This is a genomic window from Streptomyces sp. NPDC059371, assembly GCF_042751995.1.
Classification (GTDB): domain Bacteria; phylum Actinomycetota; class Actinomycetes; order Streptomycetales; family Streptomycetaceae; genus Streptomyces.
This window is the reverse complement of the sequence record NZ_JBHYXD010000039.1, coordinates 51157-64171: the sequence shown is the minus strand read 5'-3', so window position 1 is coordinate 64171 and position 13015 is coordinate 51157. Positions and strand designations below refer to the sequence as shown.

Annotated in this window: 12 protein-coding genes; 9 read left to right on the top strand and 3 right to left on the bottom strand. The window is 71.3% G+C overall.

Annotation, left to right across the window (positions count from 1 at the left end; genetic code table 11):
* The first annotated feature begins 232 nt into the window (after positions 1-232).
* On the top strand, positions 233-1765 hold the full coding sequence (locus ACFXGX_RS22440; RefSeq protein WP_384794017.1) for a substrate-binding domain-containing protein: 1533 nt from the start codon (positions 233-235) through the stop codon (positions 1763-1765).
* Positions 1766-1827: 62 nt separating this feature from the next.
* Here the strand turns inward: ACFXGX_RS22440 and ACFXGX_RS22435 are convergent, their stop codons facing one another.
* Positions 1828-2571: an SLATT domain-containing protein gene (locus tag ACFXGX_RS22435; RefSeq protein WP_384794014.1), complete on the bottom strand. Its 744-nt coding sequence runs from the start codon at positions 2569-2571 to the stop codon at positions 1828-1830.
* Positions 2572-2904: 333 nt separating this feature from the next.
* Between ACFXGX_RS22435 and ACFXGX_RS22430 the strand changes: the two genes are divergently transcribed.
* The 7 genes from ACFXGX_RS22430 (at position 2905) to ACFXGX_RS22400 (ending at position 9498) form a co-directional block, all read left to right on the top strand.
* On the top strand, positions 2905-3249 hold the full coding sequence (locus ACFXGX_RS22430; RefSeq protein ID WP_326786519.1) for a YbaB/EbfC family nucleoid-associated protein: 345 nt from the start codon (positions 2905-2907) through the stop codon (positions 3247-3249).
* 87 nt (positions 3250-3336) lie between these two features.
* Positions 3337-3936, top strand: a complete 600-nt coding sequence (gene recR / locus ACFXGX_RS22425; protein WP_384794011.1) for a recombination mediator RecR — start codon at positions 3337-3339, stop codon at positions 3934-3936.
* The gene (locus ACFXGX_RS22420) at positions 3929-4588 is read left to right on the top strand and encodes a DUF5063 domain-containing protein (RefSeq protein WP_384794008.1); all 660 of its coding nucleotides are present in this window, start codon (positions 3929-3931) and stop codon (positions 4586-4588) included. The genes recR and ACFXGX_RS22420 overlap by 8 nt, the downstream gene beginning before the upstream one ends.
* Before the next feature lie 294 nt (positions 4589-4882).
* The gene (locus tag ACFXGX_RS22415; RefSeq protein WP_384794005.1) at positions 4883-6175 is read left to right on the top strand and encodes an aspartate kinase; all 1293 of its coding nucleotides are present in this window, start codon (positions 4883-4885) and stop codon (positions 6173-6175) included.
* Entirely contained in the window at positions 6172-7233 is a 1062-nt protein-coding gene (locus ACFXGX_RS22410; protein WP_384794002.1) for an aspartate-semialdehyde dehydrogenase, read from the top strand. Before ACFXGX_RS22415 ends, ACFXGX_RS22410 begins: the two co-directional genes overlap by 4 nt.
* A gap of 514 nt (positions 7234-7747) precedes the next feature.
* The gene (locus ACFXGX_RS22405) at positions 7748-8374 is read left to right on the top strand and encodes a SigE family RNA polymerase sigma factor (RefSeq protein WP_384793999.1); all 627 of its coding nucleotides are present in this window, start codon (positions 7748-7750) and stop codon (positions 8372-8374) included.
* An 83-nt stretch (positions 8375-8457) separates the two neighbouring features.
* Positions 8458-9498 carry a hypothetical protein gene (locus tag ACFXGX_RS22400; RefSeq protein WP_384793996.1) on the top strand — a complete coding sequence of 347 codons (1041 nt, stop codon included), beginning with the start codon at positions 8458-8460 and terminating at the stop codon, positions 9496-9498.
* A 62-nt stretch (positions 9499-9560) separates the two neighbouring features.
* On the opposite strand, the gene ACFXGX_RS22395 is transcribed toward ACFXGX_RS22400, so the two are convergent.
* On the bottom strand, positions 9561-10445 hold the full coding sequence (locus ACFXGX_RS22395) for an SURF1 family protein (RefSeq protein WP_384793993.1): 885 nt from the start codon (positions 10443-10445) through the stop codon (positions 9561-9563).
* 49 nt (positions 10446-10494) lie between these two features.
* Positions 10495-10869, bottom strand: coding sequence for a nuclear transport factor 2 family protein (locus ACFXGX_RS22390; RefSeq protein WP_384793990.1), 375 nt, complete (start codon positions 10867-10869; stop codon positions 10495-10497).
* Between the two features lie 207 nt (positions 10870-11076).
* Here ACFXGX_RS22390 and ACFXGX_RS22385 point away from each other — a divergent pair, with 207 nt between their 5' ends.
* On the top strand, positions 11077-12906 hold the full coding sequence (locus ACFXGX_RS22385) for a prolyl oligopeptidase family serine peptidase (protein ID WP_384793987.1): 1830 nt from the start codon (positions 11077-11079) through the stop codon (positions 12904-12906).
* Positions 12907-13015: the final 109 nt, after the last annotated feature.

The window sequence follows — 13015 nt, the reverse complement described above, 5'->3', positions numbered from 1 at the left end:
CCAGGTCCACACCCCCGTGTGGGTGGGTCCCCGCGCCCGGCCCGGGGCGCCCCCCCGGGGGCCCGGGCCCGTGCACCGCCTGCGGAGCGGCCGTGGGACGGGCCGGCCTGGGGGACGCGTCAACCGCCGTTCCTGCCAAGGCTGTTGAAGTTCACTTCCCGTATGTGGGCTGTTTCCGGCCGGAGTCGTACGGTGACCGCACCGCAGGGCAGTGCTCGGGGGAGTGGCTCACGTGGAGTGGCTGAGCGCAGAGAACGTCGTGGCCGTCGGGACCGCCGTGATCGGTGTCGTCTCCTCCGCCGTGATGGTCTGGTACGAGCGAAGGGTGCCGCGCCGCAAGACCGTCGGCTACCGCGTCCAGATGGACAACCCCATCGGCGACGGCGTCCGCTCGGGGCGGGCGAACGTACGGCTCGGACTGTTCGACGAGACACCCGGCATGTCCGACGCCACCCTCGTGCTGCTGCGGATCGAGAACGACGGCTCGCAGAGCATCGTCGGGGAGGACTACACGAGCCGCGAGCGGCACGGCCTGACCGCGGTGTTCACCGATCGCACGATCCGTGGTGTGTCCGTGACCCAGCCGCCCGGCACCGACCATCTGATGGACCACTTCACCCCGGCCGCCGGTCTCAGCTACGAGCGCGGCACGCTGCGCATCCCGCGGGTCCCGCTCAACCGGGGCGAGCACTTCAAGCTGCTGGTCCTGCTGTCGGGCGGCGACGTGGGCTGTCCGGTACGGATCGTCGGGGGCATCCGGGACGGCGAGGTCCGGCCCAACCGCAGTACGACACCGGACGACAAGGCGCCGCTGTTCAGCCGGGCCGCGCGGCTGATCACCGTCCTGCTGACGGTGTGCGTCGTGACGCTCGCCGTGATCGTCGTCCTGCGCGACGACACCCCGCCCCCGATCGGCTGCGAGCGGGGCACGCTGGCCGTCACGGGCTCGACCGCCTTCGAGCCGGTGGCACGCGAACTGGCCGAGAAGTACGAGCACGACTGCCGGGGCGCCACCATCACGGTGGACACCCACGGCAGCACCGCCGGTGTGCGCGAGCTCGACACGGCGGGGCGGGCGTCGAAGAAGGGGTCCCCGGCTCTCGTCGCGCTCTCCGACGGCCCCAAACCGGGTGACTTCCCGAACCTGCGGGAGAACCGGATCGCGGTGTCGGTGTTCACGCTCGTCGTCAACGACGCCGTTCCGGTCAGGAACCTGTCGCTGACCGACGTACGACGGCTGTACCGCGGCGAGATCACGAACTGGAAGCAGCTCGGCGGACCCGACAGACCCGTCCTCCTGGTCAGCCGGGACGCCAACTCCGGGACCCGGCAGGTGTTCCAGCGCCGAGTGCTCGGACGCGGCGAGATCGCCAACTCCTCGCTCGACTGCGTCCACAAGGACGACGCGACGGCACCGGTGGCGCGGTGCGAACTCGACTCCACCGAGCAGGTGCTCGACACGGTCGCCAAGCTGCCCGGCGCGATCGGCTACAGCGAACTCAACGACGCCACCGGCCGCAAGGGGCTGCACCGGATCAGCCTCGACGGTCACGCCGCCTCCGTCGAGGACCTGGAGCACGGCACCTCGGCCTACCCGTACCGCGAGATCGAGTACGCCTACACCTACGGACAGCCGCCCGCCGACTCCCTCGCCTCCAGCTTCCTCTCCTACATCAGCCGGGGCAGCGGCCAGGACGTCATCCGCACCCACGGCCATCTCCCCTGCGGGACACCGGTCGGGCTGAGGATCTGCGGAGCCGGCTGACGGCGTGCCGCCCGGCCGCCACGCCCCGGCTACCTGGGCTCGGGCGGGCGTCGGTGTTCCGGCTACCTCGGCTCGGGCGGGCGTTGGCGGGGCATGTTCGGGCGGGTTCCGGGCGGCAGCGGGGTGCGGCCGTTCAGCGGCGGCCCGTCGGGGCGGGACGCTCCGGCCGCCGAGGACTGGATCCCCAGCGGCGCCGGGCCCGTGCGGAACTCCACCATCCAGTCCGCCGTCTCGGTGCGCACCAGCTCCGTGACGTCCTCCGAGAACCGGCGCAGCACTCCGATGCACCGGTCGGCGGCCTCGCTGGCCGTTCCGTCGGTGGGCCCGAGGACCTCCCGGACGCTCTCGGACGCCCAGTCGAACTGCAGCGCCTGAAGCCGTCGCTGCACGGCCTGCGCGGTGGCCACGTCCCTTATCCATCCGGAGGTCACGCCGAAGAACCGGTCGACGCCGACGCAGGAGGCCGCGAGCAGCAGCGCCAGATAGCCCCACGGAGCCGCCCCCCGCACCGATCCGGTGAGGTCGAGCAGCGGCAGCGCGGCCCCGGAGACGGCCCCCAGCGTGGCGCCGGACCGCAGCACCCGTGCCGCCCACCGCTTCCACACACGGTCGGAGAGATACCAGGCGGCCGTGTCGAGCGCCCCCTGTTCCACCCAGCGGTAGAGCTCGTGGAGCCGCTCGGCGGGCTCCCCCCAGTCGCCGAGCGGAAACGGCCGACCGGTCAGGTCGCCCGGCCGGGGCCCCGCCGCGCCCTCGCTCCGCCCGTCCTGGAGCGGCCCCTCCGGCTGCATCTCCGGCTGACTCACCCGGCACTCCCTAGTTGACGACGGTGATGACGGACGACGGTGGTGTCGTGACGACGGTGGTGTCGTGACGTCGGTGACGGCACGGACAGTGCGTGCGGTGCGTGACGTCGTGTGACGCGTGGTGCAAATGCGCAGCCCCCTTCCTACCGCCCAATGGGTGGCGATGGACCGGGTTTACCGGCTTTTCCGCCCGGAAGAGGGCCTTGATCAGGTATAGGCGCCGCTGTGATGTCACTCGAAAGAGTGCTTGGGCGACGGGCCCTTGGACCACGTAGGCTCGTGCTGGACAGGAAGAAGCGCCCGGACAGCCGTACTCGAAACCAGGAGCTGATCGTGATTCCCGGTGGTGGCCAGCCCAATATGCAGCAGTTGCTGCAGCAGGCCCAGAAGATGCAGCAGGACCTCGCGAACGCGCAGGAGGAACTGGCGCGCACGGAGGTCGGGGGCCAGGCGGGCGGCGGCCTGGTCAAGGCGACCGTGACGGGCTCCGGAGAGCTCCGCGCCCTGGTGATCGACCCGAAGGCGGTCGACCCCGAGGACACCGAGACGCTCGCCGACCTGATCGTCGCGGCCGTCCAGGCGGCGAACGAGAACGCCCAGGCGCTCCAGCAGCAGACGCTCGGCCCGCTCACCCAGGGGCTCGGCGGCGGCAGCGGTATCCCCGGTCTGCCCTTCTAAGACCGGCGGCATCCAACTACCGTACGCATCAGGAAGAAACAGTAGGACGGGACCAGGCGGTACCGAAGCACTCGGAAAGGCAGTCCGTTGTACGAAGGCGTTGTTCAGGACCTCATCGACGAACTGGGGCGGCTCCCCGGCGTCGGTCCCAAGAGCGCGCAGCGGATCGCCTTCCACATCCTGCAGGCGGAGCCCACGGACGTCCGCCGGCTCGCACAGGCCCTCATGGAGGTCAAGGCGAAGGTCCGCTTCTGCGCGACCTGCGGCAACATCGCGCAGGAGGAACTGTGCAACATCTGCCGCGACCCGCGCCGCGACCTCTCGGTGATCTGTGTGGTGGAGGAGCCGAAGGACGTCGTCGCGGTCGAGCGCACACGTGAGTTCCGGGGGAAGTACCACGTGCTCGGCGGCGCGATCAGCCCGATCGAGGGCGTCGGCCCGGACGACCTGCGGATCAGGGAACTCCTGGCCCGCCTCGCCGACGGCACGGTCACCGAGCTCATCCTGGCCACGGACCCGAATCTGGAGGGCGAGGCCACGGCCACGTATCTCGCCCGCATGATCAAGCCCATGGGCCTCAAGGTCACCCGCCTGGCCAGCGGCCTCCCGGTGGGTGGCGACCTGGAATACGCGGACGAGGTCACACTCGGCCGCGCCTTCGAGGGGAGACGACTTCTAGATGTCTGACGCCACGCTGCACGAGACGAGTCCGGACCCCGACGACTTCGTGGTCCAGATCGCGGACCAGGTGGAGAGCTTCCTGGTCGCCGTCACCGAGGTGGCCAAGGGTGACGAGCCGGACTCGGCCGTGCCCTTCCTCCTGCTGGAGGTCTCCCAGCTCCTGCTGGCCGGCGGCCGTCTCGGGGCGCACGAGGACATCGTTCCCGACGAGCGCTACGAGCCCGACCTCGGCCCGGAGGCGGACGTGGACGAACTCCGCGAGCGCCTCGCCGTGATGCTGGAGCCGATCGACATCTACTCCGAGGTCTTCGACCCGTACGAGCCCCGCAAGGCCCCGGTCCCGGCCCGTATCTCCGACGACCTCGCCGACGTCATCACCGACCTGCGCCACGGCATGGCCCACTACCGCGCGGGCCGCACCACGGAGGCCATGTGGTGGTGGCAGTTCTCCTACTTCTCGAACTGGGGCTCCACCGCCTCCGCGACCCTGCGCGCCCTGCAGTCCGTGGTCGCCCACGTCCGGCTGAACCAGCCCCTGGAGGAGCTGGACGGCCTCGACACCGACCAGGACCTCGGCGAGGAAGCGCTCGCGGAGGAGGCCGGCAAGGTGATGGTGGAGGAGATCGCCGGACCGCTCGGGCTGCGCACGGTCAAGTAGCCCGCCGGGCGGCTCGGCCCGCGCACGGACGAGGACCCGCCACCGCCCGTCCGGCCCTCCGCTTTCCGCCCCGTCACCGGTGTGACCTGGGGCACGTTCGGAGTGGCGGGGCTCCGGTACGGGCAGGTGCCGTCTCGGAGCGGCCGGACCCCTTGCCGACCTGACAGCCCGGAGTGATCACGTCGTGAGCGGGACATCTCACGATGCGGCACCCCGGAAGGGAAATCCGGCCGCTCGTTAGACTGAGCCGACCGCAGTAGTGCGGTGCAGAGACGGACTGAGCGAGGAGCGCACGTGGGCCTTGTCGTGCAGAAGTACGGAGGTTCCTCCGTAGCCGATGCCGAGGGCATCAAGCGCGTCGCCAAGCGGATCGTGGAAGCGAAGAAGAACGGCCACCAGGTGGTCGTGGTCGTTTCCGCGATGGGCGACACGACGGACGAGCTGATCGATCTCGCCGAGCAGGTATCTCCGATGCCCAGCGGCCGGGAGTTCGACATGCTGCTGACCGCCGGAGAGCGGATCTCCATGGCCCTGCTGGCGATGGCGATCAAAAACCTGGGCCACAGCGCCCAGAGCTTCACCGGCAGCCAGGCAGGCGTCATCACCGACTCGGTCCACAACAAAGCCCGGATCATCGACGTCACCCCGGGCCGTATCCGTACGGCGCTGGACGAGGGCAACATCGCCATCGTCGCCGGCTTCCAGGGCGTCTCCCAGGACAAGAAGGACATCACCACGCTGGGCCGCGGTGGGTCCGACACCACGGCCGTCGCGCTGGCCGCGGCGCTCGACGCCGAGGTGTGCGAGATCTACACCGACGTGGACGGCGTGTTCACCGCCGACCCGCGCGTGGTGAAGAAGGCGAAGAAGATCGACTGGATCGCCTTCGAGGACATGCTGGAGCTCGCCGCCTCCGGCTCCAAGGTGCTGCTCCACCGCTGTGTGGAATACGCCCGCCGTTACGACATCCCGATCCACGTGCGGTCGTCCTTCAGCGGACTTCAGGGCACCTGGGTCAGCAGCGCACCACTCGTTCAGAAGACACGGCAGCAAGGGGACCAGAAGGTGGAGCAGGCCATCATTTCCGGTGTCGCTCACGACACCTCCGAGGCCAAGGTCACGGTCGTCGGCGTCCCGGACAAGCCGGGCGAGGCCGCCGCGATCTTCCGCGCTATCGCCAACGCCGAGATCAACATCGACATGATCGTGCAGAACGTGTCGGCGGCCACCACGGGCCTGACGGACATCTCCTTCACCCTCCCGAAGACCGAGGGCCGCAAGGCCATCGACGCCCTGGAGAAGGCGAAGAGCGTCATCGGCTTCGAGTCGCTGCGCTACGACGACCAGATCGGCAAGATCTCGCTCGTCGGCGCCGGCATGAAGACCAACCCGGGTGTCACGGCCGGATTCTTCGAGGCGCTCACCGACGCCGGGGTCAACATCGAGCTGATCTCGACCTCGGAGATCCGCATCTCCGTCGTCACCCGCGCCGACGACGTCAACGAGGCCGTACGCGCCGTGCACACCGCCTTCGGGCTCGACTCCGACAGCGACGAGGCCGTCGTCTACGGAGGCACCGGGCGATGACCCGACGACCGACGCTCGCGGTCGTGGGAGCGACCGGAGCCGTCGGCACGGTCATGCTCCAGATCCTGTCCCAGCACGCGGACATCTGGGGTGAGATCCGACTGATCGCCTCGCCGCGCTCGGCCGGCCGCAAGCTGGCCGTGCGCGGTGTGGAGGTCGAGGTGACGGCCCTGTCGGAGGAGGCCTTCGACGGGGTCGACGTCGCCATGTTCGACGTGCCGGACGAGGTGGCCGCCCAGTGGGCGCCGATCGCCGCCGCCAAGGGCGCGGTCGTCGTCGACAACTCCGGCGCCTTCCGTATGGACCCGGAAGTGCCCCTCGTCGTTCCCGAGGTGAATCCGCACGCCGCGCGTGTGCGCCCGCGCGGGATCGTCTCCAACCCGAACTGCACGACCCTCTCCATGATCGTGGCGCTGGGTGCCCTGCACGCCGAGTTCGGGCTGCGGGAACTCGTCGTCTCCTCGTATCAGGCGGTCAGCGGTGCGGGCCGGGCGGGTATCGACACCCTGCGCCGCCAGATGTCCCTGGTCGCGGGCACGGAACTGGGGAACAGCCCCGGTGACGTACGCCGGGCCGTGGGCGACGACACAGGGCCGTTCCCGGAGCCGGTCGCCCTGAACGTGGTGCCGTGGGCCGGGTCGCTCGCCGAGGACGGCTGGTCCTCGGAGGAGATGAAGGTACGCGACGAGACCCGCAAGATCCTCGGGCTGCCCCGGCTGAAGGTCGCCGTGACCTGTGTCCGGGTTCCCGTCGTCACCACGCACTCCCTGACCGTGCACGCCCGCTTCCAGGACGAGGTGACGGTCGAGAAGGCCCGGGAGATCCTGGACACCGCGCCCGGCGTCGTGCTCTTCGACAACCCGGCCGCCGGTGAGTTCCCCACACCCGCGGACGTGGTGGGCACCGACCCGACCTGGGTGGGCCGGGTCCGCCGGGCACTGGACGACCCGACGGCCCTCGAACTGTTCGTGTGCGGGGACAATCTGCGCAAGGGCGCGGCCCTGAACACCGCCCAGATCGCCGAGCTGGTGGCGGCGGAGATCAGCAGGACTCCGTAGATCGTCAGTACTCCGCGGTCCGTCAAGACCTTGTGGATCCGGTTCTCCGCCGGGGCGGCCGTTCCGCAGGTTCTCCGCTGCCGGCGGCCTCCGGCCGTAATCCCGGTGCCCCCCGGCGCGTAGGTTTGTAGGATCTCTGTCGGTTCAGTGATCAACTTAATGGTCCTGACCACTTGTACGGACTCGTGTCGGCGTTCGAAGATTTACCGCCGTCCCACGCAACCGCGCGCGGGGCCGTGAGCGTCTTCGCCGTCGCCATTCAGGGGCGTCCGGGGGGCGGCGGAGCATTGGGCACAGGGGAAGAGCTGTTACGCATGAGGGCATCTGGTGCACTGTCGCGCGCGCGGGACGGCGTAACGGCGGGGAGTCCGGGGGGCGTTCCCGGGGAGAGGTTTCCGGCCGAAGTGGCACCCGGCGCGATTGTGACGCCTGTCTCGTACAACCCTCCCGGGGGGACGTGTGTCCAACTGGCGTGGCAGAGGTACTCGAATTCACCGCGGTCCAGACAAGGGGCATGGCCCTGCGTCCACCCCGCCGACCCCGCAGCCCCGGCGCGTCCGGCGGCATGCCGGTGATCGCCCCCATGCCCTCAGCGCGGCCGGCCCGCATCCCGAGTCAGCGTGACGGCGCCGAGGACAGCCTGGCGGCGGGCACGACCGTCGACCATCTGACCGAGACCTACCGGGCGCACTACCGCTCGCTTCTCGGCCTCGCGGCGCTTCTGCTCGACGACACGGCCTCCTGCGAGGACGTCGTCCAGGAGGCGTTCATCCGGGTGCACTCGGCGCGCAAACGCGTCCGGGACCCGGAGAAGACGCTCGCCTACCTGCGTCAGACCGTCGTCAACCTGTCGCGTTCGGCGCTGCGCCGGCGCATCCTCGGCCTCAAGCTCCTCTCGAAGCCGATGCCCGACATGGCGAGCGCCGAGGAAGGCGCGTACGACCAGTTGGAGCGCGACGCGCTGATCAAGGCGATGAAGGGGCTCCAGCGGCGCCAGCGCGAGGTCCTGGTCCTGCGCTACTTCGCGGACATGACCGAGGCTCAGGTCGCCGAGACGCTCGGTGTCTCCCTGGGTTCGGTGAAGGCGTACGGCTCGCGCGGCATCGCCGCGCTCCGTGTCGCCATGGGGGCTTCGGCATGAGCGAGCACGACGGTCAGCGGTGCCCCGAGGACGAGGGACGCCCGGAACACGAGCACACGCAATCGCACGCTGGGAACGGAAATGTGAACAACGGCCCCGACGAACAGCCCGGCACAGCGGACACGGACGGACCGGGACCCGAAGGGTTCGGCGGCGACGAGCTGGCACTGCGCCGGCTGTTGCACCAGGCCGTTCAGGAGATCGAACCCACCGACGGCACCCTGGAGCATCTGCGCCTGGCGGTTCCGGCGCGGCGGGCGCGCAAGCGGCAGGCCGTGGTCGGCATGGCGGCGGCGGCGCTCTTCATGGGCACGGCGATCCCGGCGTTCGTCCACGTCTCCAACTCCTCCGGGTCGAACCCCGACCCGTCCATCGCGGCCAACAGCTCACAGGCCCAGGGCGGCGCGAGCGAGGGCAAGGGATCGGACGGCGGCTCCGGCAAGGACGCGGGCTCGACGGGCACGTCCAAGGGCGACGGCGACGGCGGCAGGACGGAGACACCGGGCGGCACGGACAAGGGCGCGGGAGGGGCCGCCACGGGCGGCACCGGTCCCTCGGCCTCCGCCTCGGCCGCCCTCACGTGCACGGCGGACCAGCTCGGCGGGGCCTCCGGTACGGAGGGGGCACCGGACGCCACCGGCGCGGTCTACGGCTCCTTCACCGTCTCGAACGTCTCCACCACCGCTTGCACGGTCACCGGCGCCGGCAAGGTCGACGCATTCGCCCAGGGCGCGGCGGACCCCGCCAGGATCGGTGTGGCGACACATGTGGTGGGCGACGCGGCCACCGCGCTGCCCGACCCGTCCACGGAGGTCCCGTCCCTGGTGCTCCAGCCCGGCGCCTCGTACGTGGTGAAGTTCGCCTGGGTGCCCTCGTCGACCTGCCCCACCGTGGAGCCCTCACCGGAGCCCACCCCCACGCAGGGAGCCACCGACACCGGCGGTACGACCGCCGGCTCCGGCGCGGAGGGCACCTCGCCCCAGCTCCTCGTCGAGGACGGCACGCTGGACGGCAGTGTCGTCGTCTCCGAAACGGCGGCCACCGGCGGCGCGAGCGCGTCGGTCACCGTGGGCAACGCCTGCGCGGGCACGGTGTATCACACCGGGATCCTGGCCTCGTCCTGACGGACGGGTGATCGTTCGGTACCGGGCGGCGGCGATGGTCCGTCGCCGCCCTGTCAGTCCGCTCAGGCCGTCCCGGACGGCTCGACCGCGGTGGCGGCGACGTCCTCGGACTCCTTCTTTGGGGCGGCCGCGGCGGCCATGGTTTCGGGGGCGGCCGGGGTTTCGGGGCTGACCGAGGGCTCCCGGGTCTCCGGCAGCAGTCCCAGTTCGGCGTCGCGGGCGAACTCCGTCTCGCGGCGCAGCAGGCGGAACCACATGAAGACGACGAAGCCCGCGAAGACGAACCACTCGCCGGTGTAGCCGAGGTTCTGGAACGCCTTGAGGTCGAGTCCGGTGTTCGCCGGCGCGCTCGGAGGCACCGCCTTCATCCCGGCGTCGGCCTTGTCGAGCGTGATCCACGCGTCGTACAGCGTGTACGGCACGAGGTTCACCAGCGACGCCGAGCTGATCGCGGCCGTCTGCCCCGCGGGAAGCCCGCCGACCGCGCTGACGCCGTTCGAACCGGGACTCTCGGACGCCTGGAGCGAACCCGTGACCGTGACCTCGCCGGTGGGCGGGGCCGGGGCCTTCGCCGCGTCCGCCGTGCCGGGCAGCCAGCCCCGGACGACGGGCAGCGCCCTGCCGCCGTCGACCCGCAGCATCGCGAGCGCGTAGTACCCGCTCCTGCCGTCCAGTTCCCGGCCCGGCACCAGCAACTGCTTGCCGTACCGGCCCGTCGCGGTGGTCCGCCTGCCGGACGTCTCGGTGGTCACGGGCAGCATCGAGGCCAGGGGCCGGGCGGCCTCCGTCCTGGCCGACGAGACCGCCGCGTCCGCCGTCCGGTGATCCTGAACGCGGTCCTCGAACCGCCCCAACTGCCACGACCCCATGAAGACGCAGAAGGGGATGGCCAACAGCACGAAGACGTTGATCCCCCACCAGCGGGGCGTCAGCAGGAACCGGTACACGCCGTCCACGGTACGGTGCGGCCCAGCCCGGCTCGCCCGTGGGGCCCGCTCAGTACCGCTCGGCCAGATGGTCCCGGGCCGCCGGAGGCTCGTACGGCTCGGGCCAGAACTCGGTCACCGTGGCGATACGGCCCCGGGCGTCCGCCGTGAAGAACGTGATCGCGTGCATCTCCTCCAGGCCCACCGTGACGTGGGTCCAGGTGACGGCCTGACCGGGCTCGGCTATGACCCGCTCGATCCGGACGTGCCAGTCGCCCGGGTACTCGCGGTTGAACTCGACGTACCGCTCCCGGCCGCTGATGCGCTCGCGCGTCTGCGGCAGGGTGTAGACGACGTCCTCGGTGAGCAGCTCCGCGAACGCTGCCCAGTCCCGGGCGTCCGCGGCGGCCCAGTAACTCTCGACGGCCTTGCGTGGATCGGTCATGCGAAAAAGTCTGCACCCCGCCACTGACAACGGCCCTGACCTGCGCACACGTCGCTTCAGCGGGACCGGCCCGGACCGCGTCCCGGGATCGCGGGTCCTGCCTCGCGCGCCGTCCGGCGGCCGGCCGAGCGTGGCGGCGCCGCGAGGTTGTCCACAGGCTGGGGACCTCCCCGGCGCGAGACGGGCCGGGCCAGGCACTATGGGGCCATGACTGAGAGCACCAGGTCCACCGAGCCGCAGCAGGCAGACATGCCCGACTGGGAGAAGCGCTTCCGGGCACCGCGGGTGTCGCTGCCGGACTGGGCGGAGGACGCACCGCACCGCTCCCTGTTCGTCTCGAACGCGACAGGGACGTACGAGCTGTACGCGTGGGACCGAGCGACGGGGAAGCAGCGCCAGGTCACCCACCGGGCGAACGGCACGACGGACGGGGTGCTCTCGCCCGACGGCGAGTGGATCTGGTGGTTCGACGACAAGGACGGCGACGAGTTCGGCGTCTGGCGCCGCCGCCCGTTCGACGCCGCCCTGGTCGTGGGCGATGTGGACGACCCCGCGGTTCCCGGCCTCGACCCCTCCTACCCCGCGGGCCTGGCCATCGGCCGCGACGGGCGCACGGCCGTCGTGGGCCGCTCGACGGACGAGGACGGATCGACGATCCACGTCGCCCGCGCCGGCGACGCCACGGTGGAGATCTACCGGCACCGCGAGTCGGCCGGTGTCGGCGACCTCTCGCACGACGGCTCCCTGATCGCCGTCGAGCACACCGAGCACGGCGACGCGATGCACTCGGCGCTCAAGGTGCTGCGCCCGGACGGTTCGGCGGTCGCCGAGCTGGACGACACCGAGGGCGGCACGGTCGAGCTGGGCCTCGAAGTGCTGGGCTTCGCCCCCGTCGACGGAGACAGCCGGCTGCTCATCGGGCACCAGAGGCGCGGCCGCTGGGAGCCCCTCGTGTGGGACGTGGTGTCGGGGGAGCAGACCGACCTGGGTCTCGACCTGCCCGGTGACGTGGCCGCCGAGTGGTATCCGGACGGCTCGGCCCTCCTCATCGCGCACAGCTTCGAGGCGCGCAGCGACCTGTGGCGCTACGACCTGGCCTCCGGTGAGCTGACCCGGGTCCCGACCCCGCCCGGCACGGTGTCCGGGGCGACGGCCCGCCCGGACGGGACCGTGGAGTATCTGTGGTCGTCGGCCGCGGAGCCGTCCACCGTCCGCTCGACGACCGGCGAGATCGTCCTGGACCCGCCCGGCCAGAAGTCCCCGGGATCCGTCCCCGTGGAGGACGTCTGGGTCGAAGGACCCGGCGGCCGCGTCCACGCCCTGATCCAGAAGCCGGCCGGCGTCACAGGACCGCTGCCCACCGTCTTCGAGATCCACGGCGGCCCGACCTGGCACGACAGCGACTCGTTCGCGGCGGGCCCGGCGGCCTGGGTCGACCACGGCTACGCGGTGGTCCGGGTCAACTACCGCGGCTCCACGGGTTACGGCCGCGCGTGGACCGACGCGCTCAAGCACCGCGTCGGCCTCATCGAACTGGAGGACATCGCGGCGGTCCGCGAATGGGCGGTCACGTCCGGCCTGGCCGACCCGGACCGGCTGATCCTCACCGGCGGCTCCTGGGGCGGCTACCTCACCCTCCTCGGCGTCGGCACCCAGCCCGACGCCTGGGCCCTCGGCATCGCCGCCGTCCCGGTCGCCGACTACGTCGCGGCGTACCACGACGAGATGGAGGCGCTGAAGGCCATGGACCGTACGCTCCTCGGCGGCACCCCGGAAGAGGTCCCCGAGCGCTTCGAGGCGTCCTCCCCGCTGACGTACGTCGAAGCGGTGAAGGTCCCCGTGTACATCTCGGCCGGGGTCAACGACCCCCGCTGCCCCATCCGCCAGATCGACAACTACGTCACCCGCCTCGCCGCCCGCGAAGCCGTCCACGAGGTCTACCGCTACGACGCGGGCCACGGCTCCCTGGTCGTCGACGAACGCATCAAGCAGGTCCGCCTGGAACTCGACTTCGCGGAACGCCACTTGGGCAAGTGACACGGTGGCGCGGGGGGGCGGGGGGCCCCCCCCCCCCCCGCCCCCCCCCCGCGCGGGGGGGGGCGGGGGCGCGGCGGGGGGCCGCGGGCGGTGGAGGGGGTGCCCCCCC

What these genes read in the sequence shown, in the direction of transcription:
- ACFXGX_RS22385 (WP_384793987.1), top strand. Translation starts at nt 11,077, where the DNA reads ATGACTGAGAGCACCAGGTCCACCGAGCCGCAGCAGGCAGACATGCCC.
- ACFXGX_RS22390 (WP_384793990.1), bottom strand. Translation starts at nt 10,869, where the DNA reads ATGACCGATCCACGCAAGGCCGTCGAGAGTTACTGGGCCGCCGCGGAC.
- ACFXGX_RS22410 (WP_384794002.1), top strand. Translation starts at nt 6,172, where the DNA reads ATGACCCGACGACCGACGCTCGCGGTCGTGGGAGCGACCGGAGCCGTC.
- ACFXGX_RS22405 (WP_384793999.1), top strand. Translation starts at nt 7,748, where the DNA reads ATGGCCCTGCGTCCACCCCGCCGACCCCGCAGCCCCGGCGCGTCCGGC.
- ACFXGX_RS22420 (WP_384794008.1), top strand. Translation starts at nt 3,929, where the DNA reads ATGTCTGACGCCACGCTGCACGAGACGAGTCCGGACCCCGACGACTTC.